The following is a 20695-nucleotide window of genomic DNA, read 5'->3' as shown; positions in this document are numbered from 1 at the left end:
AATAAAAACCCAGACGCACTTCTTTCCTATTATCTTGGCAATTTAAATACGAGATCGCGTCCTTTGAACAACTTTTTCCCATCGTCTGCAGAGAATGGCCCGAAGATGAGCTCAAATTTCTCATGGCGATCGAACTGGTATTTATCCATCAGGAACACATGCAGCTTTTCGCCCGACTCACCCGGCTCCAGCTTTCTAGACGTATCCGGCTCAAGCGATCCTTGGTGCAAATACCTGAAATCATTGTCATCCACGCTTAAGATCGAGCCGATGCCATCCAACCGGACTGTTTCCTTGGATTGGTTATCGACATTCAACTTCACAGTGAGCGCGACAATGCCATCATCCGCAAAGTTACGGAACGTGCTTTTGTATTGTTCTGTCGGCTCGATTTCTGTGTATTGGACACCTTCAAGGGTCACTTTTACCCCATCAAGCTCCAGCTGTTGGCCGATATCCGTCTTTTCGAAAACCATCGTTTTATTGGCAATGTTTTGATTTGTTAAATCATCACGGTAGAAGGCTGGGCCCGTTGCAACCGCTTCTTCACTTTCCCCACTGTAGAGAAAATCGAAAACGGCTTCTTCCCGGAAGGATTCCCGCATATCTTCCCGTTCTGAAGCACCTCCATCAATAATCAGTTTAGGATTCGTTGTTGCCAGCTTGTCATATTGTTCATTCGTCATGACAAATGATAGAAAGCCTTGCTTCTTAAAACCTGGAGGATACTTATTGACACTCGCTGGATCATCCGATACCAACGCCGTTTCACGCGGGATGAGTTTATATTTATCGCCATAGACAACGTCATAACGATCATCCATGAGCAAGGTCATGAATCCGGCATAATAGACTGGATTGCTGCGTGTATTCTCATAAGTGGTCAAAGCTGTCACTACATAACCTTCAAGATTCCCTTTGAATAAAGACTCGGAATCCCGGTTGACATCGGACACTTTCGTAATTTGGTATTCATCAATGGTGATAATGAAACCATCCATATCATGCTTATAGTTGGGTGCTTTGTTCGTATACAGAACTTCCACATCCCCTTCCGTCATTTCAGCGATGCTCGGATTGAGGAGTTCTGAGTCGTTTACTGTAACCGGTTCATCTGTTTGTTCCCGGTCTTCCAGTGCTGCACGCAACTCTGCCAATGCATCATCGGCTTCTGATGTGGCGCTCGCCACGTCAGATTCATCCAGCTTCACTTCTTCTGCTTTTCCTTCCTCTTCCACTTCTGGTGTTTTCTTATCTTCACTGCATGCCGCTAATAAAAGTGCGCTTGCGCCTAGTGCAAACAATATTTTTCCATACTTCATATTTCCATTCCCCTCCATTTTAAGAAGCTCCATCCCTTAATTAACCATAGTGAGACAGCTATGAAAATAGGAAAAACGGAAAATTGAGGAAAATGGTTAAGAAGAACCTGTTCGTTGAGAGAACAGTCATTTACTTTCACCTATATGCATTCGTTCTTTGTAACTAGTGAATCCATAAAAATAGACGGGGTTTTCACCCCGCCGATTACTCTTCTTCATTGATTCCAATACCCGGTTCTATCTGACGTTCATCGTTATTGAACGTTGCCATCATCGAAAAATAGATAGCCGCTACAACAGCAATGACAAATAAGACAAGTCCGATGACGAGGTGTTGGCCTTTCATCGCGCATCACCTTGCACCTGTTTGAACCGCTCTTCCTTCAGATAGGCGACCGCTTCTTCATAATCGCCGAAGCTGTCTTCCAGATTCAAACCATGATAGATGTTCCATGCATCGAGCTCTTCTTTTAACACAAGCTTTTCTCCGTCGCCATTCACCCATGTCTGTTCGACAGGTTCTCTTTCAGTCTGTTCTTCCGACAAAGCTTGAATGGAATCTGCAACGGCTTGTCGCAACTCCGCTTCTGTCGCTTCGCGGATATTGACCAAACCGCGCTCGTCCACTTCATAACCTGAGATTCCCGCTACATAGACGAAGCCATTGCCGTTTGGATGCAAATGTTGGACGACGATCGTCTTGTCATACAAACTTTCTTCATAATGATAGTTGACCCGTTTCATCGACACGTCTTTCCGGGTCAGTTCCGGGAAAGATTCAATAATTGCCTGCTTCTGTTCAAATGTCAACATAGATGTCCACTCTTTTCCACTCGTTTTTCGTTTAGTATACCATCATTCTTCTTTCACGGATAACCCAAGGACACGGGCGAACCCGAGCGCCTGCTCCTTGGAAACGATACAGCCGGCGAGTTTCGGTAATGTCACTTCAATCCGCTCATACGTGCTATCCGATAAGTCAATACCCTTCAATTCCGTCTCGGAAAAATTGATATTGTCGATCTTGCATTTTTGAAATCGAACGACCTTGAACTTACACTCATAAAAATCGGCATCCGCCAGATGACATTCGGAAAACTCGACTTCTTTCATGCCTGTAAAGCTAAAATTACTATAACGGCCGTCACACTCCTTTAGCAAAGTATGACCGATTTGCGCGTTCGCAAAGTCCGTCCCCGTCAATTTGGAGTGGACAATTTCACAACGATGGAATGTAGCATGTTGAAAGTTCGCGTTGGAAAAATCACATGTATCAAAGACAACGTCCACGAACTCTACAGATGTAAAATCTCCACCTGCAAACATGACATCTTTGAAACGCACATCATCGAAGGTCAAGCGTTCTCCTTCCGCACCTGAGAAAACGCCTCCTTCAAACCGAGCTTTTTCAACATAGCCATCCTGATCCCAAATGGCCTCTATCCGCATCTCCGGATGTTCCATGGACAACTTGGGCTTTTGCCTCTTGTCCACCTTCTTGACATTCACACATAAAACCTCCCTTTAACGCGTCTTCCATTCAATAAATATAACGAGCAATACAATGACTGCGATGGCAATAATGTAAAATGCAATTGGCGTACTGCTGATTCCTCCAAACAACTGCCTCAGCCCCTTCCTTCAACCGTTCCGCTTCATGCCCGACATGACCGTGAAATCGATGGTGATTTCCGACAATCCCAGTTGTAGCGCTTCGCTTACCTTCTCTTCGCTGGCCCCCCAGGTGAGCGGCGTCATGCGGATGAGCGGCGCGAGAAGATGTTCAGCTAACGGAAACGTATACATCACCCGTTCTGTTTGGACCGCATCGAAATGTTCTGCGAAGCGTCCCACAGGATCGGTGTCTTCTTTCTGTACATTCTCTTCATAGAAGATGGCACGCAGCTCTTTCAAATAAGCCGCTTCCGGAACGGCTTTCACGCACAAACCGTCTTTTTTTAGGAGGCGCGTAAATTCCGCATAATTTGCGGGTGATAAAATATTTAAAATAGCATCGAATTTTTCATCTTGAAATGGGCAGTTTGCAAGATCCGCCACACTCCAAACGGCGCCTGGATGTTCTTTTGCAGCCGCGGCAATGCCTTCTTTCGCCAGATCGATACCGATTCCGCTCGCCTTTCCCGCCAATCGGGAAACGATGGCCGCTAAATGCGATCCTTCGCCACAGCCAGCGTCCAATAGAACTGGTGACCCATTGCTCTCTGCCTGGATAATCCGCGTGATCACTTCCAAAATCGGATCAAAAAAACCGCTGTTCATCACCGTTGTTCTCGCTTCAAAAAGCGATTTATCGTACTTAGTGACATGCGCTTGCGGTGCCAAATTGACATAGCCGCTTTTCGATAAGTCAAAGGAGTGATTGGTCGAACAGACGAGCCGTGAATGCTCCACCATTTCCATTTCCGCCGTGCATATCGGGCAACGAAAAAGATCCATCTGTTGCTCCATCGCTTGTATATTCCTCATTTTTTTCGATAAAGTCATACGCTTTTAACTCCGTTCATCCGTTGTTCTACCAGTATACCGTTTTTTCATGCGGACTGGAAATGAGCGAGCGGGTATTTGCAAGAAATCATCCCGTTTCGAAAGGTCTCGCTGTATTCTAGCCATAGAGAGGGGGTACAATAGAAGGAAGGAGGGAAGATCCTATGAAACGATTATTTCTATTTATTCTTTTCATCCTATTACTTTACAGCGCCAAACCATACTGGGAAGGTCCAGCCTCCCGCTATGTCAATCTCTCCTTCCTCGAACCAGTGGATGAAAAGATTGATACGCTATTAACAAGTGAATCCATCCATACTGCAATCCGTTTCGTAACGGATGCGACAGATAAAGCAATCCTCTTCCTCACTTCCCAACTGTCAAATGAGGAAGAAACGGTACCGACCGAGGAAAAACCGAAATTGGCTAAACCGGTACATACCCAACTTTCCATCCACAATATCGAATTAGGCAGCACTGAAGAGCAAGTCGTTGCGGAACTGGGTGAACCGAAAAACCATTCCTTGAACGAATATGGGACGGTTTGGTATACGTATCACGATCATTATCACAATTTCGTCATGTTATCTTTCGATGAAAAAGGGATCGTCAACGCCCTCTATACGAATGATGACCTTATTTCTTCTACAAGCGGCATCCGATACGGATCTTCGAAAGCCGAAGTACGTAAAACATTCGGCGAACCGATCACCGAAATTCAGAAAGGTTTGAACATCTACCTTCTGCAGGAAAATGAAGGATTTGATGTCTTTCAATCCCGGGACGCTTACACCTATGTTTTTTATGATCTCCATCAACAGGACAAGGTGACGGCCGTCCAACTGATTGCCAGGTCATTAGAGGAGAAAAGAAACGGCATCTACGCCGCTGGAGATGCGGCTTTGCGCAGTGGATTCGAACGCCAGCTATTCGATTTGACGAATGCCGCGCGGGTCCGCCACGGATTATCCGCTTTACAATGGGAGGGGAAAGTTGCTGAAACAGCACGCTCTCACAGCATCGACATGGCCGACCATGATTACTTCAGCCATGAAAATCTGCAAGGAAAGTCCCCTTTTGATCGGATGAAAGACGACGGCATCTCCTTTCGCAGTGCCGGTGAAAACTTAGCATACGGCCAATCGAGCAGCATCTTTGCCCATGAGGGTCTGATGAATTCAGAAGGACATCGGGAGAATATTTTACTCGATACTTACAGCCATCTCGGCATAGGCGTCGCGTTTAATGAAAAATCACAACCGTATTACACAGAAAACTTCTTGCTGAAGTGAAGATCAATTACGCCTTGGCGTAATTGCGTCCAGATTTTGAATCGAGCTTGCTCGATTAACTCCTTTCAAAATCTGTGACATCCGCCGGAGGCTTTATCTTCGTTCAGCAGGCGTTTGAACACCCGCTGAACAGGAAACCAAAACCGCATTCATCTCGCCACCTACAGAGGTGGGAGTCTTCTGCTGAATGAAGATAAAAACAATGACCTTACAAACGCAAATCCCCTTCAATGAAGGGGATTTGTCGTTCAATTCTATTTGTCCGAATGGCGTTTAGATCAGTCTACCAACAATGGATAGACACCTTTTTCGTCATGCGTTTCGTTGCCCGTGAGTGGCGGGTTAAAGACGCAAATGAGTCGCATATCCGTCGTGCCGCCACGGAGATAATGCTCGTCATGTTGATCTAAAGCATACATAGTGCCGTCTTTAATGGGATATACTTTCCCATCCGCAACGGTTTCGATTTCCCCGTCACCACCGACACAGTAGACCGCCTCCAAATGATTTTGGTAATGGATATGTGTTTCCGTACCCGCGTAAATGATCGTTTCACTATACGAAAAACCCATTCCATCTTTCTTTAAAAGAAAACGGCGGCTGGACCACGTTTCCGCTTTTGTTTCATTTTCTGTCCCAATAATTTCATCTATCGTTCGAACAATCATTTTTATAACTTCCTCTCTATACCAATTATTTGTTGAGTACTTCTTGAATGGCTTTTTCTAAAATATCGAACCCTTTATTCAATCCTTCTTCATCAATCGTCAAGGAACCTAAAAACTTCACGACTTCGCTATCCGGACCGGACGTTTCAATAATCAGCCCTTTTTCGAATGCTTTTGCACAAATTTCACTGCCGTACGTTTCCTTCCCCTTTCCGCATGCAATCCCTTGCATAAAACCTCGCCCTCGCGTAGTCGCCTGCAGCTCAGGGTAATTTTCCACGATTTTTTCCATGCGCGCTTTAATCATTTTCGATTTCTCTTGAACAGACTTAGCGAACACATCCGTTTCCCAGTAGGATAAAACTTCCGTTGCCGCAAGTATCGCCATATTGTTTCCACGAAACGTTCCGTTATGTTCACCCGGTTCCCAAATATCATAGTCCGGTTTGATCAACGTGATAGCCATCGGTAAACCATAGCCACTGATCGATTTTGACAAACAGACGATATCAGGCGTAATGCCTGCCGGTTCGAAACTAAAGAATGTCCCTGTACGGCCGCAGCCCGCTTGCACATCATCGATGATCAGCAACATGTCATATCGATGACACAACTTTTCAATCGCCTGTAACCATTCGAAACTGGCTGCATTGATGCCACCTTCTCCTTGAACGGTTTCCAAAATAATCGCAGCGGGCAGATCAACGCCACTTCCCGCATCTTCTAGAAATCGTTCCAAGTATTCAATCGAATGATGGTCTTGCATAAACGTATCATACGGCATTGCAACCGTGTTCGTTAGCGGCACACCAGCACCTTGCCGTACTGTCGAATTCCCCGTTATCGATAGCGAACCTAACGTCATACCGTGAAATGCGTTTGTAAAGCTAATAATCGTTTGGCGCCCTGTTACTTTTCGGGCGATCTTCAACGCACTTTCCACCGTATTCGTTCCTGTGGGTCCCGGAAACATCACTTTGTAATTCAAATTTCGCGGCTGTAGGATGACCTCGGTAAATCGTTCAAGAAATTTCGCGCGCACTACAGTTCCCATATCTAAACTATGGGCAATTCCGTCTTCCTGAATATATTCGATAATTTTCTTCTTCACTTTTTCATTATTATGGCCGTAGTTTAAAGCACCCGCTCCTGCGAAGAAATCAATGTATTCCTTCCCCGTTGTATCCCACATTTTGTAGCCTTTCGCTTTTTCAAATACAGTTGGGAAACTGCGGCTATAGCTCCTCACTTGTGACTCATGGTTTTCGAAAATCTCCATTGCCTTTCGTTCCATCGTCAGTACCATTGGTTGACATTCCTCCATTTTTTTAGTTTCACAATCATTTTTCAGTCTGAAGTGGACCAATTGTGAATAAATGTTCTGCTTCATGTCCCTTTCCGGGAAATTGCTCTTCCGTAAAACAGTTCGTCACCTTGCAGTCTGTCTCAAAGTCTCTTGCCAGTTTGCGAAATAATGCTTGCGAGGCCTTATTTGAAGGACTAACCGTCGCCTCCAAATACCGAATATTCCGACATGTATAGCTATGCAAGATCGCTTGAAGCATGCGAGTGGCTAGACCTTTCGCTCGCTGCGAAGCATCCACTGCTACTTGCCAGACAAACAGCGTATCCGGTGCCTTCGGTTGGATAAACCCCGATATAAAACCGACTAACTGCCCATTCGATTCTACAACGACACTCGTATCACCAAAGTATTTCGTCCATAGCAAATAGCTATAAGAAGAATTTAAATCGAGTGTTCCCGCATCTTTAATGAGCCGCCAAATCTGTTTGCCATCTTCCACTACCGGCGTCCGGAATAGGAAGTTGTCGCTTCGTTCCAATAGTGCAACTGGATGCTGCTCTTCCTTTGACAAAAATCGTTCCCTCCAAGTCTTGGCGTTCATCTCCTAGATTGAACGTTTTTCTTGGTAACCGATCTGCTATTCTCTAAGCTGTCTGGAAAAGCCATTTACCCTTCTGCCGAGCTCGAAGCATTTTTTGCAAACCAAAATAAGTGATTTAGTAGATTGAGGTTGGTAAAGACCAAGATCCGTCAGTGAGATTGACGCCATCCTGGCATATTATTCGCGGTATTCCATGTGGATATAGCAAGGAAACTTACGTAGATATCACCCAATGCTGGTGCAATTGGTGATGGCAATATCGGGCTAACTTTCTGCCTTGCAGTATGAAGAGCAAAAAAGAGCGCCTTATCAAAAGGTGTTGGAGTCCTTTTGTTCATTACAAAAACAGCTTTATAGTAAACATGATTCGCTGATATGAAAGACACTTTCGATATCTTGAATTTCACTAACATACTCGTTCATCCACCCGCACAACTTATTAGGTTGGCAATGTGTATTCATTCGTCTTGGCGAAGAAGTAAACGAAATTTTCCGTACCATCCCTGGCACTTAGTTGACAACTATAGAGGAACATCATACTGCTGTCAACCGATTCTAAGTTATTAAACAGAAAAAATAGGCAAATCCAATATTTCGAAAATGCTTGCATTCCCCATCCTTATGAGGTTAAAAACATTTTTTGCAGCCACTATAAATTTTCGAAAAATAAAATTAAAGTTTACGTGTGACTATTGTTTATTCCCGCAATCTACGGTTTCCACTCTCACAAATGAAGCGTCTCGTTGAATGAAGTGATGGTTAGAAAATCCTTAAGTGGGAAAACTAATGATGAATGTGTAGAAGGAGGAATTCCATGAAAGCAGTTACGTACCAAGGTCCCAAAGATATTAAAGTGAAAAAAGTAGATGCCCCGAAGATTGAAGAGAAGGACGATATTATCATTAAAGTGACTTCCACTGCGATATGTGGCTCCGATTTGCACATCTATTTAGGTGCGTTACCAACACATAAGGACTATGTCATCGGTCATGAGCCGATGGGCATTGTCGAGGAAGTCGGACCCGCCGTCACGAAAGTGAAAAAAGGGGATCGCGTCGTCATTCCGTTCAATCTGGCATGTGGACATTGTTTTTATTGTGAGCATGAAATGGAGAGCCAATGCGACAACTCGAATCGGAATCCCCATGTGGATACAGGCGGATTCCTCGGGTTTACGGAACGGTACGGGAATTACCCCGGTGGTCAAGCGGAATATTTGCGTGTCCCATATGGAAACTTCACCCCATTCGTCATTCCCGAATCATGCGAACTTCCCGATGAAGCACTGCTCTTCATGTCTGACGTTTTGCCGACAGCCTATTGGAGCGTGGAACATGCAGGGGTCAAAAAAGGAGATACCGTTGCTGTCCTCGGATGCGGACCGGTCGGGCTCATGGCGCAAAAATTTGCCTGGATGAAAGGTGCAAAACGGGTATTGGCCATTGATCATGTACCTTACAGGTTGAATCATGCCGTTCGCATGAATAAGGTGGAAGCCTTGAATTTCGAGGACTTTGACGATATCGGCGGCCACATTAAAGAATTGACCAGCGGTGGTGTCGATATTGTCATCGATTGCGTTGGAATGGATGGAAAAAAGAATATAGCCGAAAAAGCCGGACAGAAATTGAAGTTGCAAGGCGGAACTTTAAGCGCCATCCATATTGCCCAAGACGCGGTGCGAAAATTTGGAACGGTCCAGTTAACAGGCGTTTACGGTTCACTTTATAATATGTTTCCACTTGGAAATCTGTGGGAGCGTAATATTACGTTAAAAATGGGACAAGCGCCCGTCATCCATTACATGCCTATGCTGTTCGACAAAATCACAAAAGATGAATTCGACCCGACGGAAATCATCTCCCATGTTGTGCCGCTCGAAGAAGCAGCAATCGCCTACCAACGCTTTCATGATCATGAAGATGAATGTATCAAGGTGGTACTAAAACCGTAAGAAGATAAACCGGTCCATGCAGTACGGACCGGTCTTTGCGCTCTATTCACTTCCTTGTAATGGCTGCACAAGCGATGCGGTCACCTGAATTGCCCGCCGGATCGGTTTTGTAGTCATCTTCTTTTTCATGAATGACAAGTGCACTGCCATCCTGATCTAGAATGGAATTTTGAGCAGTCGTTTTCAATGTAAGTTCAGCGGTGGTCACTTTCACAGAAACTTTACCGTCCTCACCCACTTCAATATTCGGTAGATCGCCTAAATGGAACCCTTTGGGATTTTCAAAGCCATGCTCTTTATGCGTCGGGTTGAAGTGAGCACCAGCCGAGGTAAAATCAGGTGGTGTGCAGACACCTGTTTCATGGATATGTAGCCCATGCACGCCAGCCGGAATATTTTCAGCTTGAATACTGATCGTCAAACCATCTCCCGCCTCTACAAAACTGGCCTCACCGATCTCCTCGCCCTTCGTATTCACAATCGGTGCCGCCACCGATTTGACGTTCTCTCCACTTACCGGCAACGCCTTCCCTTTACTCGCGCAGCCTCCCACAACGAGCAACGCTAACAAGCTCATAACCAATATGGTATTATGCTTCAATTTGCATCCTCCTCTTCTGCCAGCAGGATGCCCATTATGCGATAGATTAATTCTGGAAAATTATTCCTATTCGTTGCAAAACAAAACCCGCTATCCATTCCATTTTCGGAATGAACAGCGGGTTGTCATTTACGCTAGTACCAATTTCTCAAGATCCATCGGCGGGATATACGTACCGTCTTTGTAAACGCGCATATTGCCACCGGAAATTTCGTCAATTAGCATGACATCCCCTGTGGCCCCGTCACGGCCGAATTCAAGTTTGATGTCGTACAGCTCAAGACCTTTTGCCGCGAGTTCTTCTTTCACCACATCAGAAATTTGTTTCGTCAACGCTTCAAGCGTATCGTATTCCTCTTTCGTCAAGATGTCGAGTTGCGCAAGCCCGTCCTTCGAAATCGGCGGGTCCTTGCGATCATCATCTTTCAGTGTCACTTCGACGAATGCATCCAACGGTTGTCCCTCTTCGCAATAGGCACCATATCTGCGCAAGAAACTGCCGACTGCACGGTATCTGCAAATGACTTCAAGACCTTTGCCAAACATTGTCGCGGCTTTCACTTCCATTGTCACCTCGTCGATATTCGCATCGACATAATGTGTTGGAATCCCTTTCTCCGCTAGTTTTTCAAAGAAATACTTTGTCATCCGGAGACCTGACTTTCCTGCTCCCTCGATCGTCAAACCAACCGTATTGGCACCTGGATCGAAAACACCGTCTTCTCCAGTTACATCATCTTTAAATTTTAATAGCACATTGCCGCCTTCTAATTTGTATACATCTTTCGTCTTGCCTTGATAAATAAGTTCCATGTCCACGTTTCCTTTCCATAAGAAAATGGATTGCTTTTTTATTATAAGCTAATTTCACATGTGAATCAATTTCATAATTGTCTTTTTTAACCCCAAATACGAACCTTCATGATGCCAAACAAATTAACATTCGTAAATATAGCATTCTATTTTCGTCTATTGGAACAAAAATCAACTTCGTTCGGATTTCACTACTTGCTTCTTCAGAAACTGAAACCACCCATCGCCCATTTTTTTGAAGTTCCCACTCGTCATCCTGCGATTTGCTGTTGTATAATTATTGAAGTAATACTAACCGAGAGCGAAAGAGAGTGGTCCCCTATGGGTCGTAAATGGAATAACATCAAGGAAAAGAAAGCCTCAAAGGATGCCAATACAAGCCGGATTTACGCAAAGTTTGGCCGTGAAATTTATGTGGCTGCAAGACAAGGCGAGCCCGATCCCGAGTTGAATCAAGCCCTTAAAATCGTTGTGGAGCGCGCCAAAACATATAGTGTACCAAAAGCCATCATTGACCGTGCCATCGAAAAAGCAAAAGGCGGAGCGGATGAAAACTTCGACGAACTTCGTTACGAAGGCTTCGGTCCCAACGGTTCAATGGTTATTGTCGATACATTGACCAATAATGTGAATCGTACTGCTTCGGAAGTACGGGCAGCCTTCGGGAAAAACGGCGGCAATATGGGTGTCAGCGGATCCGTTTCGTACATGTTCGACGCCACAGCGGTTTTTGCTCTAGAAGGCAAAACAGCTGATGAAGTGCTGGAATTATTAATGGACGCAGATATCGAAGTGCGGGATATTTTAGAGGAAGAGGAAGCCGTCATCGTCTACGCGGAGCCTGACCAATTCCATGCTGTACAAGAAGCGTTTAAAAGTGTCGGCATCACAGAGTTCTCCGTCGCCGAGCTGACAATGCTTGCACAAAATGATGTGCAACTCGATCCCGATGCACAAGCGCAATTCGAAAAAATGATCGATGCACTCGATGATTTGGAAGATGTGCAACAAGTTTACCATAACGTCGATTTGGACGATTGATTGCTACAATTCAGAAAACATGTTATGCTAAGGACAGATTGATAATTTCATAATCAATTCGACCATTAGGGGAATCCTTTTAAAGGACTGAGAGACGAGTGTTACTCCGATACCCTTATTACCTGAACAGGTTCGTACCTGCGGAGGGAAGTGGCGCGTCGTCTTTTTCAAGTGCATCCTTATGTAAATGACAGACCACTTTCCATACCCGGAAAGTGGTCTTTTTATCTTCATTCAGCAGGTTTTCAACCTTCTGCTGAATGAAGATAAAGCCTCCGGCGGATGTCACAGATTTTGAAAGGAGAGAAGGAAGGCAACCTAAGTTCGCCGCGTCCTGAAAGAAAGTGCCTTAATTTCTGCAAAGGACGCAGAAATACGGCAAATCGAACCCTTCGTTGTTCGATTGGCAACGGTTGCATGACCAACGTCCTTTTGGCCTCAAGCTCGATTCAAAATCTGGACGCAATTACGCCGAGGCGTAATTGATGTGAAAAAGGAGGTATTTAATGAAGTTAATTGCCGTAACAAATGACCGAATACCCAATGAACAACTGATTGGCACACTACTTGAAATCGAACAAGTCATCGATGCCGTCATTTTACGAGAGAAGTCGAAAACCGATGCTGAAGTAATCGATTTGATCCAGACATTAAAAGCATCTGGGTTTGACTCAGCCAAAATCATTGTCCATGGACGGGCGGATATCGCCGCCATGACCGGGATTGAAAAAGTACAGCTACCCGGACATGGAGCACCCCTCCCCTTGGCCAAACAGCAATTCCCTTCGCTGTCCTTCGGGCGATCCACCCACTCCTTCGAGGAAGCGGAAGCCGCCTATACAGCTGGGGCTGATTGGCTGCTCTATGGACATCTATTTGCAACGGACTCAAAAGAAGGTTTGTCTCCACGAGGGACGGAAGAACTTTTTCAAATCGTTGAGTCACTTTCCATCCCTGTTTATGCGATTGGTGGGATCCAACCTAAACACCTCCCGGCATTGAAGCAATCCGGCGTGGCAGGCGTCGCCGTCATGTCTTCCATTTTTGGTAATGACAACCCTCGGAAGGCAGCGGACGGTTATCGGGAGGTGCAAAATGTCGCAAAAGGTTGATGTCATCATAATCGGTGGCGGGATCATCGGGTGCAGTGTCGCTTATTACACGGCGAAAGCTGGGTTATCCGTTCACCTTGTGGAGCGCGGTTCCATCGCCCAAGCAACGACGCGGGCGGCTGCGGGCATGCTCGGCGCCCACTCCGAATACTTGAACGAGACATTCTATTCATTCGCACGCGAAAGCCAGGCACTCTATCAAGCATTCTGTAATCATTCCGAGATTGACTTCGGCTATACAGCAGGCGGGATCTTACAATTGGCTCGAACTGAAGAAGAGCGGCTGGCATTATCGCGCTGGCACGAGGCCACTCATCTATCACCCGAACAAGTTTGTGAACGGATGCCTGACATTGTCCCACCTCCATTTGGCGCCTCCATTTTCGAGGATGACGTACATGTTCATCCGGAAAAGGCAGCCCTCGCCTTTTGGAAAGCTGCGGAAAAACTCGGCGCCACCCTGTCAGAACACGTTCACGTAACAAAAGTGGAAACGGTCGATGCAGGTTATCGAATAGCCGATTGGACTGCAACACATATCGTCATCGCGGGTGGTGCGGCAAGTGCCAAGCTGTTGCCGGGACTGCAAATGACAACTGTCAAAGGACAATGCATGCAGCTCGATGCGATGGGAATCGACTTGCCCTATACGTTATTCCATCAAGGTTGCTATGTTGTGCCGCGTTTGGATGGCACACTCGTCGTCGGAGCGACCATGGAGCCGGATGAATCAGATTTACAGACGAACATTGCAGGAAATTTTGCGTTGAATGCTATTGCGGAACGTTTCATCCCGGGACTTTCCCGCTTCCCTGTCCTGAAACGCTGGGCAGGTTTCCGTCCGAAAACGGTTGATGAGCTACCTTATATCGGGCAGATACCCGGGAAAGAAAATATGTATATCGCTGCAGGTCATTTTCGCAACGGGATTTTATTAGCACCGGCAACAGCTTGTATGATCAGGGATCTAATTGTAGGACATGAAGTGCATACAGAACGGATTGAGACATTCGATCCGAAAAGGGGGATTTTTCATGGAGCGAACAATCGAACTAAACGGCAACCGGTTTGACGTACCCGCAGAAGTCGGAAATGTACAGGAATTGCTTAGTCATCTGGAGCTGGCGGAGCGGATCGTCATTGTGGAAATGAACAGGGATATTCTTGCGAAAGACGCATATGACCAACCCATCAACGACCGAGACCAAATCGAAATCATTCACTTTGTAGGAGGCGGATAACCATGTTAACCATTGGCAATAAAACATTTAACTCCAGGCTGCTGTTAGGAACAGGGAAATACCCATCATTTGAAGTGCAAAAAGAAGCGGTGCGTGTATCAGAATCCGAAATTTTGACATTTGCGGTCAGAAGGATGAATATTTTCGAACCGACGCAACCGAACTTCCTGGAACAGCTCGATCTTTCGAAATACACATTGTTGCCGAATACAGCCGGCGCGAAAACAGCAGAAGAAGCGGTGCGCATTGCGAAATTGGCAAAAGCATCCGGTCTTTGCGATATGGTGAAAGTGGAAATTATCGGTTGTGACCGTTCCCTGCTTCCTGATCCCGTGGAAACATTACGGGCGACGGAAATGCTATTAGATGAAGGCTTTATCGTCCTACCTTATACATCCGATGACGTCGTGCTCGCACGCAAGCTTTGTGAATTGGGCGTCCATGCCATCATGCCGGGCGCTTCCCCGATCGGCTCGGGACGTGGCATTTTGAATCCGCTCAATTTATCGTTCATCATCGAGCAATCGGAAGTGCCAGTCATTATTGACGCAGGAATCGGCTCACCAAAAGATGCAGCTTATGCGATGGAACTCGGCGCGGACGGAGTTTTATTGAACACGGCAGTATCGGAAGCCGGAGATCCTGTGAAAATGTCACAAGCGATGAAACTTGCAATCGAGGCAGGAAGACTGGGCTATGAAGCGGGGCGAATGCCCGAACGGGATTATGCCGTGGCGAGCAGCCCAATGGAAGGACTTGTGCCGAATTGAGCAGCAAATATTCACGGCAGGAACTGTTCGCACCGATTGGCGAAGCTGGACAAAAATGTATTCGCGAGGCGAGCGTTTTCGTTTTGGGCGCAGGAGCGCTCGGTTCCTCTGGTGCTGAAATGCTGGTCCGCGCTGGGGTCGGTCGTGTTACCATCGTCGATCGGGATATTATTGAATGGACAAATTTGCATCGGCAACAATTGTACACAGAGCAGGATGTGCTTGATCAGTTGCCGAAAGCGGTGGCGGCAGAGAAACGGTTGCGAGCTATTAACGGTGACGTCCATGTAACCGGAGTTGTCGCCGATGTGACGCCTCAAAATGTCCTTGATTTGATTGGTGGACATGATGTCGTTTTGGATGCGACGGACAATATTGAAACGAGACTACTCGCCAATGATGCGGCGTTGAAGTTGGGCATCCCTTTCTTCATGGGCGCCTGTGTCGGCAGTTACGGGCTGACATTTCCAATCGGTGTGCAGGATGGTCAGCCATGCCTCCATTGTTTGTTGGAAACATTGCCCTCGCAAACAATGACATGCGATACCGTTGGCGTCATCAGCCCGATCGTTGTGACGACAGCTGCCCGGCAAGTGGCGGATGTGTTGAAATATTTGACCGGGACGCAGTTTGATCCGAAACTTGAATCCACTGATTTGTGGACAGGAGATCGCGCTTCAATCGGTGTCGCTAGCATGAAAAAAGCCGGCTGCCCGAGCTGCTCGGAAAACGCGGTGTATCCATTCCTTTCAACACGTGAATCAATGCGGACAGCGGTACTTTGCGGACGCGAAACCGTCCAGTTGTCCTTTCCGGAGAGTCGAAAGTTTGAGCTTGTCTCTTTCGCAGAATCCATTCAAGGAACCGTCTCAAAATTGATCCACAACCCTCATCTCGTTGCCTGTGAATACAACGGACACCGGATTGTCCTGTTCCGCGACGGTCGGATGCTGGTGCATGGCACGAAAGATGTTGTGGCGGCGAAAAAGATTGCGGCGGGGTTGCTTGGGTGAAATATTGGCGTTTTGGTCTTTGTTATTGGCGTTCGCCGGTCGTTTATTGGCACTAACAAGCGACTTCTTGGCGTTCCCCAACACGTTATTGGCGCTTATCATTGACTAATTGGTGAATCAAGACTTTACTACCATCACAAAAGGAGAATCCAATCATGCTGGATTCTCCCTCTTCAGCTTCAATCATCGCCAATCCGGTTTCCTTCTTCATCATAATACATATAGTCAAACCGATAGCTTTTTTCATTTGTTCCCGGTATTTCCACCCACGCTACATCCATTGTATGCGGAGTGATTTCTGTTTCCAGTACTTCGTCATTCACAATTACTTGGATTTTCGCGACTTCGTTTTCCCCGTTTGCGACGAATAACATCACCGGAGCGTCATCTTCCCCCCTGATTCTATTAACCATAAATTGTGCAAGAGATACTTCACCACTTTTTTCTACATACACCCATCGATAATTCCCCATTGAATTTTTTATAAAATGAGCATATGCAGGCATATTATCGTACAGAAAACTGACAACCCGATTTTCCTCAATATCTTTTATTTCCACTATGTCAATGTTTGCCGTTGGTACTGTATAGCCTTCAATCGACCGAATCACCTTGACAATGGATTCCTCGTCGTTGCCATAAAGCGTCCGTGGGATAGCGAAATAAAGGACCGCTCCCATCACAAGAAGGACAAAGACCAGTAATTTCTTATTCTTCAACAGCTTCACCGCAATCTTTAAGATGTTTTTTATGGAACAATGAAATGAATAATAAGCTCATAAAAAAAGAGTCTATGATTCTGACTACAGCTATTCCGTAACTTGAAACAGAAATATAGTCTATTATATACCAAAAACATACAATTGCTGCTGATAAAAGAAAAAGCGAGGTCCAAAACATCAGTTTACGTTGCGTGGACACTGTTGTATTTTTTTGTCTATACAGGAGCGCCCTGACATACAAATAACCAACTATCAAAGCGATCCCCACTACTGTACTGCCATGTTGTAAAAACTTATACAAAGGTATATCAAACCCATAGATGTTATAAGTGTTGGTAAGTAATGCAGGAAATCTCAGAACCATATATCCATTGATATGTGTAAAAGAATCCCACACTACATGTGTAAGCATGCCAAACAAGGTGGAATAAATAAAAACGACTACCTTCAACCAAGCACTAGTTTCTACCCTATTTGTAGAAGCATCTTGTAGAAAAACCGGTAAGTGGTTGAACAACGTTTGATGGATAAAGAAATGATAAATAAAATAAATGACAGCAACTAAAGGTAGATTAAAATAGACAAATCCTGCAAAGGTATGACCGATTTCCCCCATAGGGCGACCTCTTAAAAAGTATTCAAAATCAGGCGCCATACTTCCTAAAAACATGGCGGAAAAATTGATATATTTACTTTTTCTGGAGAATGGCAATACGGCAGCCGGATGTGCAAAAGTTAAGGGCATTGTTGTGGACTCCTATATGTTTTTCATGACTGATGTTTTATAAAAAAAGAAACCCATTCCTCATGGATTCCTTACTCCGTCACTTCTTTACTCATTTCAAACACGTCAAAAATATCTTGTTGGAACACAAGTGAGATGACTTTTCCTTCTTTTTCATAAAAACGAGCATGATCGGAACGTCTTTCTTCCGACTCTGTCCAGCCCCATTTCTCAATTTCCTCCAAGTAATGGGGTGGGGGTTCGCCTTGCTCTCCGCCAATCCCTTTCAACTTATACTTCGCCGATTTCGCAATTTCCGTCGTACACGCTTCAGGCTTTATTTCACTTGCGTTTTTCGGAACTGGAAAACCATGATTGATGATCGCCATGCGATAGCCCTCTTCTTCACTATATACATTCGCACAACCCGCCAGCACGCTGATCAGTAGTAGAAGCAACAGACCTTTTTTCATCGCAACAACCCCTCACAAAATTTCCCAACTTGTTATGCTTAGCGTACTAAGAAAACCAGTATTTGTCTCCCGACGGATTTGTGACAATCCCAATTGTGAAGCTATCACCCTATATTCCCAATCAATCGGATCGCCATATAGACAGCAACTCCCCAGACGACGAGTGCAGAAATCTTATTCAACAACGCCATCAGCTTCCCGCTCGAATCCAGATTGCCGAAATAGCGTCCAGCCACCGCCAGTCCTAAAAACCATAGCCATGAAACAATGATCGTCGTCAACGTGAACGCCACCCGGACATCCCCCGCATAATTCAAGGAGTTCGATCCGATCACGCCAATCGTGTCAAGAATGGCATGCGGATTCAGCAATGAAACAGATGCCGCGAAAATGATTTGCTTCTTCATCGAAAACCGTTCGCCATCCACTTGCATCGATGCCGCATCACTCCGCCAAAGCGTCCACCCTATGTATACTAAAAATAATAGCCCAACGCCGAAAATGATATTTTCCAGCCAAGCGAACGTCAGCACAAGAAGCGAAACGCCTGACACCGCCGCCACAATCAAAATCGTGTCACAAATCCCCGCTGTCACAACAACCGGAAGCGCTCGTGTCAATGTCGGCTGCAACGCCCCCTGATTAAAAACGAATACATTTTGAACCCCTAACGGCACAATCAGCCCGAACGCAAGAATCATGCCATGTATAATTGCTTCAGTCACAGTCTCTCTCCTTCTCCCCTAATCTATCAAAATGCTTTAACTTCTTTCCTAAAAAACGAAGCCGTACCAGTTGAACACTGGCTCGGCTTCGTTTTTTTATTTCAACTTCTGCAAAATAACAACCTTCAAATAGTTAAACTCCGGATAATCGCGATTCGTTCGGAAATCCTTCGGCAACGAAGACTCTTCAAGAATTTTATATTTCGATCCAGCTTCGTTGAATGCTTGCTCAATGAACGTTTTGAATTTCTTCATGCCGAAACTCGAATTGTTCGTTGAAGCAACAATCACACCGTTTTTCTCCGTAATGGCGATCGCATCTTTCAGCAATGCAGGATAATCCTTCGCCGTGCTAAACGTATACTTCTTAGAACGTGCAAAGCTTGGAGGATCTAGCACAACAAGATCGAATTTCAATTCATGCCGTTTCGCATAACGGAAATAATCGAAGACATCCATCACTTTAATATCTTGCTGTTCGTAATCGATGCCATTCACACTGAACTGCTCGATTGTCTTCGCCAAACTGCGCTTCGCCAGATCAACACTCGTCGTCTTCATCGCCCCGCCAAGTGCTGCCGCAACCGAAAACGCACCTGTATAGGAAAACGTATTTAACACATTTTTCCCTTTGGCATAGTGGTCACGAATCGCCTTGCGCACATCCCGCTGATCCAAGAAAATGCCGGTCATGGCGCCATCATTCAAATTGACCGCGAAGTTCATGCCGTTTTCTTTGACGATGATCGGAAACTCGCCTTGCTCTCCTTTGACGAAGTCATCTTGCTCAATGTATTGCCCTTTCGTGTCAAAACGCTTCTTCTCATACACACCTTTGTAATCAACGATTTTATCCAACACACCATACACATGATGCTTCAGCGAATAAATCCCTTCACTGTACCAACTCACCATATAAAAGCCGTCGAAATAATCGATTGTCAACCCGCCGATGCCGTCGCCTTCCCCGTTGAACACACGGAACGCCGTCGTCTCCGGGTCTGCGAATAAAGCTTCCCGCCGTGCAAGCGCCGCCGCAATTTTGGATTCGAAGAAATCAAAATCAATCTCTTCATCCTCTTTTCGCGTCAACACCCAGCCAATCCCTTTGTTTTGATTGCCATAATAGCCTTTCGCCACGAATTGCCGATTTCGGTCGAGGAGTCGAATGATGCTTCCTTCTTCACGAAGTGCATCCGGATTGATGATTGCTTCTTTCAAAATCAGTGGATAACCTTTTTTAATATCTGCAATATTTTTTGCATTCACTTGTACATCGATTGTTTTTGTCATACTGTCATCCTGTCTTCGTCTTTTTTCTTATTATCGCATGTTTACACCGGAATTGCGAAATTGACAAAGTACTTTTATGATTCCGCCCGCAACATCCGTAAATCAGCAGCCCGTCGCATAATCATCGCAATCGTTGCCAATGTAAAAAATATCGTTGTAAATAGAATGCCTGAACTCGTCGCCAACATCCCATCCTCCACTATGACAAACACGCCGCTCCAAATCGATTGACCAATCACAAACCAGTTAAACAGGACAACCAATCCAAACATTGGAATATACACATTTGGGTTCTTCACTTTTTTACTCGTATAGGCTCCTTTCCAAATCATCGCCGCTGTCAAATAGGTCAATGGGATATACATCAACACCAACATTTCCATCAAAGGTTCCGCCCATATATAATTCATTTTTATGATTCCATTCGCAACAATGAGTGCTATCGTCAAAAAGAATGCTTGAAAACCAAGTCGATGCCTTTTCGCAATTTGGAATTCGTCATAACGATCTTGTTTCATC

The 20695-nt window shown here is 45.4% G+C and carries 24 protein-coding genes and 1 riboswitch; of the genes, 8 read left to right on the top strand and 16 right to left on the bottom strand.

Features of this window, described 5'->3' with window-relative positions; translation table 11 throughout:
* Window positions 1-29 precede the first annotated feature (29 nt).
* The 5 genes from MHZ95_RS15615 to MHZ95_RS15595 all read right to left on the bottom strand — a co-directional run bounded on the left by MHZ95_RS15615 (window position 30) and on the right by MHZ95_RS15595 (window position 3827).
* Window positions 30-1322, bottom strand: a complete 1293-nt coding sequence (locus tag MHZ95_RS15615) for a DUF5068 domain-containing protein (RefSeq protein ID WP_239391717.1) — start codon at window positions 1320-1322, stop codon at window positions 30-32.
* 205 nt (window positions 1323-1527) lie between these two features.
* Window positions 1528-1668: a hypothetical protein gene (locus MHZ95_RS15610; protein ID WP_239391716.1), complete on the bottom strand. Its 141-nt coding sequence runs from the start codon at window positions 1666-1668 to the stop codon at window positions 1528-1530.
* Window positions 1665-2135 carry a hypothetical protein gene (locus MHZ95_RS15605; protein WP_239391715.1) on the bottom strand — a complete coding sequence of 157 codons (471 nt, stop codon included), beginning with the start codon at window positions 2133-2135 and terminating at the stop codon, window positions 1665-1667. Before MHZ95_RS15605 ends, MHZ95_RS15610 begins: the two co-directional genes overlap by 4 nt.
* A gap of 42 nt (window positions 2136-2177) precedes the next feature.
* Window positions 2178-2831, bottom strand: coding sequence for a pentapeptide repeat-containing protein (locus tag MHZ95_RS15600; RefSeq protein WP_239391714.1), 654 nt, complete (start codon window positions 2829-2831; stop codon window positions 2178-2180).
* 132 nt (window positions 2832-2963) lie between these two features.
* Window positions 2964-3827, bottom strand: coding sequence for a putative RNA methyltransferase (locus MHZ95_RS15595; RefSeq protein WP_239391713.1), 864 nt, complete (start codon window positions 3825-3827; stop codon window positions 2964-2966).
* A gap of 164 nt (window positions 3828-3991) precedes the next feature.
* On the opposite strand from MHZ95_RS15595, the gene MHZ95_RS15590 reads away from it, so the two are divergent.
* A complete protein-coding gene (locus MHZ95_RS15590; RefSeq protein WP_239391712.1) occupies window positions 3992-5119 on the top strand; it encodes a CAP domain-containing protein in 1128 nt (375 codons plus the stop codon).
* A gap of 278 nt (window positions 5120-5397) precedes the next feature.
* Here MHZ95_RS15590 and MHZ95_RS15585 read toward each other — a convergent pair whose 3' ends face one another.
* The 3 genes from MHZ95_RS15585 to ectA are packed head-to-tail and all read right to left on the bottom strand — an operon-like array spanning window position 5398 to window position 7664.
* The gene (locus MHZ95_RS15585; protein ID WP_239391711.1) at window positions 5398-5787 is read right to left on the bottom strand and encodes an ectoine synthase; all 390 of its coding nucleotides are present in this window, start codon (window positions 5785-5787) and stop codon (window positions 5398-5400) included.
* Window positions 5788-5812: 25 nt separating this feature from the next.
* A complete protein-coding gene (ectB, locus tag MHZ95_RS15580) occupies window positions 5813-7093 on the bottom strand; it encodes a diaminobutyrate--2-oxoglutarate transaminase (RefSeq protein ID WP_239391710.1) in 1281 nt (426 codons plus the stop codon).
* Window positions 7094-7127: 34 nt separating this feature from the next.
* Window positions 7128-7664 (bottom strand): diaminobutyrate acetyltransferase, encoded by a 537-nt coding sequence (gene ectA / locus MHZ95_RS15575; RefSeq protein ID WP_239391709.1) that lies wholly within the window; start codon window positions 7662-7664, stop codon window positions 7128-7130.
* 844 nt (window positions 7665-8508) lie between these two features.
* Between ectA and MHZ95_RS15570 the strand changes: the two genes are divergently transcribed.
* On the top strand, window positions 8509-9648 hold the full coding sequence (locus MHZ95_RS15570) for a zinc-dependent alcohol dehydrogenase (RefSeq protein WP_239391708.1): 1140 nt from the start codon (window positions 8509-8511) through the stop codon (window positions 9646-9648).
* A gap of 46 nt (window positions 9649-9694) precedes the next feature.
* Here MHZ95_RS15570 and MHZ95_RS15565 read toward each other — a convergent pair whose 3' ends face one another.
* Window positions 9695-10249, bottom strand: a complete 555-nt coding sequence (locus tag MHZ95_RS15565; protein ID WP_239391707.1) for a superoxide dismutase family protein — start codon at window positions 10247-10249, stop codon at window positions 9695-9697.
* A 129-nt stretch (window positions 10250-10378) separates the two neighbouring features.
* On the bottom strand, window positions 10379-11062 hold the full coding sequence (locus tag MHZ95_RS15560; protein ID WP_239391706.1) for a phosphoribosylaminoimidazolesuccinocarboxamide synthase: 684 nt from the start codon (window positions 11060-11062) through the stop codon (window positions 10379-10381).
* 321 nt (window positions 11063-11383) lie between these two features.
* On the opposite strand from MHZ95_RS15560, the gene MHZ95_RS15555 reads away from it, so the two are divergent.
* The 6 genes from MHZ95_RS15555 (at window position 11384) to MHZ95_RS15530 (ending at window position 16239) form a co-directional block, all read left to right on the top strand.
* Window positions 11384-12103, top strand: coding sequence for a YebC/PmpR family DNA-binding transcriptional regulator (locus MHZ95_RS15555; RefSeq protein ID WP_239391705.1), 720 nt, complete (start codon window positions 11384-11386; stop codon window positions 12101-12103).
* 57 nt (window positions 12104-12160) lie between these two features.
* Window positions 12161-12269: riboswitch (TPP riboswitch) on the top strand.
* 340 nt (window positions 12270-12609) lie between these two features.
* Entirely contained in the window at window positions 12610-13215 is a 606-nt protein-coding gene (locus MHZ95_RS15550; RefSeq protein WP_239391704.1) for a thiamine phosphate synthase, read from the top strand.
* A complete protein-coding gene (thiO, locus tag MHZ95_RS15545; RefSeq protein WP_239391703.1) occupies window positions 13199-14287 on the top strand; it encodes a glycine oxidase ThiO in 1089 nt (362 codons plus the stop codon). The genes MHZ95_RS15550 and thiO overlap by 17 nt, the downstream gene beginning before the upstream one ends.
* Entirely contained in the window at window positions 14250-14456 is a 207-nt protein-coding gene (thiS, locus tag MHZ95_RS15540; RefSeq protein ID WP_239391702.1) for a sulfur carrier protein ThiS, read from the top strand. The genes thiO and thiS overlap by 38 nt, the downstream gene beginning before the upstream one ends.
* A complete protein-coding gene (locus MHZ95_RS15535; protein ID WP_239391819.1) occupies window positions 14453-15226 on the top strand; it encodes a thiazole synthase in 774 nt (257 codons plus the stop codon). The genes thiS and MHZ95_RS15535 overlap by 4 nt, the downstream gene beginning before the upstream one ends.
* Window positions 15223-16239, top strand: a complete 1017-nt coding sequence (locus MHZ95_RS15530) for a ThiF family adenylyltransferase (RefSeq protein WP_239391701.1) — start codon at window positions 15223-15225, stop codon at window positions 16237-16239. The genes MHZ95_RS15535 and MHZ95_RS15530 overlap by 4 nt, the downstream gene beginning before the upstream one ends.
* A 179-nt stretch (window positions 16240-16418) precedes the next feature.
* Here MHZ95_RS15530 and MHZ95_RS15525 read toward each other — a convergent pair whose 3' ends face one another.
* From MHZ95_RS15525 to MHZ95_RS15500, 6 genes are all read right to left on the bottom strand, one after another.
* Complete coding sequence (locus MHZ95_RS15525) at window positions 16419-16958, bottom strand: hypothetical protein (protein WP_239391700.1); 540 nt, start codon at window positions 16956-16958, stop codon at window positions 16419-16421.
* Window positions 16948-17706, bottom strand: a complete 759-nt coding sequence (locus MHZ95_RS15520; protein WP_239391699.1) for a DUF4184 family protein — start codon at window positions 17704-17706, stop codon at window positions 16948-16950. Before MHZ95_RS15520 ends, MHZ95_RS15525 begins: the two co-directional genes overlap by 11 nt.
* 71 nt (window positions 17707-17777) lie before the next feature.
* A complete protein-coding gene (locus MHZ95_RS15515; protein ID WP_239391698.1) occupies window positions 17778-18158 on the bottom strand; it encodes a hypothetical protein in 381 nt (126 codons plus the stop codon).
* A gap of 104 nt (window positions 18159-18262) precedes the next feature.
* Window positions 18263-18883 (bottom strand): LysE/ArgO family amino acid transporter, encoded by a 621-nt coding sequence (locus MHZ95_RS15510; RefSeq protein ID WP_239391697.1) that lies wholly within the window; start codon window positions 18881-18883, stop codon window positions 18263-18265.
* A gap of 96 nt (window positions 18884-18979) precedes the next feature.
* On the bottom strand, window positions 18980-20176 hold the full coding sequence (locus MHZ95_RS15505) for a class I SAM-dependent rRNA methyltransferase (RefSeq protein WP_239391696.1): 1197 nt from the start codon (window positions 20174-20176) through the stop codon (window positions 18980-18982).
* Between the two features lie 74 nt (window positions 20177-20250).
* Window positions 20251-20694 (bottom strand): hypothetical protein, encoded by a 444-nt coding sequence (locus MHZ95_RS15500; RefSeq protein ID WP_239391695.1) that lies wholly within the window; start codon window positions 20692-20694, stop codon window positions 20251-20253.
* Window position 20695 lies beyond the last annotated feature (1 nt).

This window comes from Sporosarcina sp. ACRSM, assembly GCF_022346545.1.
Classification (GTDB): Bacteria; Bacillota; Bacilli; order Bacillales_A; family Planococcaceae; genus Sporosarcina.
Note: the sequence above shows the minus strand (reverse complement) of the source record. Positions and strands in the feature narration are given on the sequence as shown.